Genomic DNA, 1,255 nt, shown 5'->3' with positions numbered 1-1,255 from the left:
CGGACCGGTCCCCGTGGGGCGGTGGCCCGGTCCGCGAGGGCGCTGCGGGGGTGCCGCGCGGGGCCGCGGCGGTGGCGTGTCCCGGTCCGCGAGGGGCCGCGGCGCCGGCGGGCAGGGGTCCGGCCGCCGGGGCGCCGGCGGCTCAGGAGCGGATCGCCCAGCCGCGCTCGCGCAGCGCCGCCGTGAGGGCGGGCGCCGCGCTGGGCTCGACCATGAGCTGGGCGAGGCCGGCCTGCTGCGCCGTGGCGTGCTCGATCCGCACGTCCTCGATGTTGGTGCCGGAGCGGCCGGCGTCCGCGAAGAGCCGGGCGAGCTCGCCGGGCTGGTCGCCGATGAGGACGGTGACCACCTCGTACGTCGCCGGGGCCGCGCCGTGCTTGCCGGGCACCCGGTCGCGACCGGCGTTGCCGCGCCGCAGCACGTCCTCGACGCCGGAGGCGCCCGACCGCCGCTTCTCCTCGTCGGCGGACTGGAGCCCGCGCAGGGCGGCGACGGTCGCGTCGAGGTCGGCGGCGACGGCGGCGAGGATGTCGGCGACGGGGCCCGGGTTGGCGGCGAGGATGTCCATCCACATCCGCGGGTCGGACCCGGCGATCCGGGTGACGTCCCGGATGCCCTGCCCGCAGAGCCGCACCGCGGACTCGTCGGCGTCCGCCAGCCGCGCCGCGACCAGGCTGGAGAGGAGCTGGGGCGTGTGGGAGACGAGGGCGACGGCCCGGTCGTGCGCGTCGGCGTCCATCACCACGGGCACCGCCCGGCAGAGGGACACCAGCTCCAGGGCGAGGTTGAGCACCTCGGTGTCGGTGTCCGGGGTCGGCGTCAGCACCCAGGGGCGGCCCTCGAAGAGATCGGCGGTGGCGGCGAGCGGCCCGGACCGCTCGCGGCCGGACATCGGGTGGGTGCCGAGGTAGTGGGTGAGGTCGGCGCCGAGTTCGGTGAGCTCGCGGCGGGGCCCGCCCTTGACGCTCGCCACGTCGAGGTAGCCGCGGGCGAGGCCGCGGCGCTGGGCGTCGGCGACGGTGGCGGCGACGTACGCGGGCGGCACGGCGACGATGGCGAGGTCCACGGGCGCGTCGGGCTCATCGGCCGTGCCGGCGCCGAGCGAGGCCGCGGTACGGGCCTGTGCGGGATCGTGGTCGGCGAGGTGCACCCGCACCCCGCGACCGGCCAGGGCGAGGGCGGCGGAGGTGCCGATGAGGCCGGTACCGATGACGAGGGCGGTTCTCACGGTGTGCGGGGTCCTTGGCGCGAGGGG

The 1,255-nt window shown here is 78.4% G+C and carries 1 protein-coding gene; it reads right to left on the bottom strand.

Annotation, left to right across the window (positions count from 1 at the left end; translation table 11 throughout):
* Positions 1-142: 142 nt before the first annotated feature.
* Positions 143-1,228 (bottom strand): prephenate dehydrogenase, encoded by a 1,086-nt coding sequence (locus ACSNOD_RS31275; protein ID WP_436770452.1) that lies wholly within the window; start codon positions 1,226-1,228, stop codon positions 143-145.
* Between the last annotated feature and the right edge of the window lie 27 nt (positions 1,229-1,255).

The sequence above is a fragment of the Streptomyces sp. URMC 123 genome (assembly GCF_051386515.1).
GTDB lineage: Bacteria > Actinomycetota > Actinomycetes > Streptomycetales > Streptomycetaceae > Streptomyces.
This window is presented reverse-complemented; position numbering and strand designations above follow the sequence as displayed.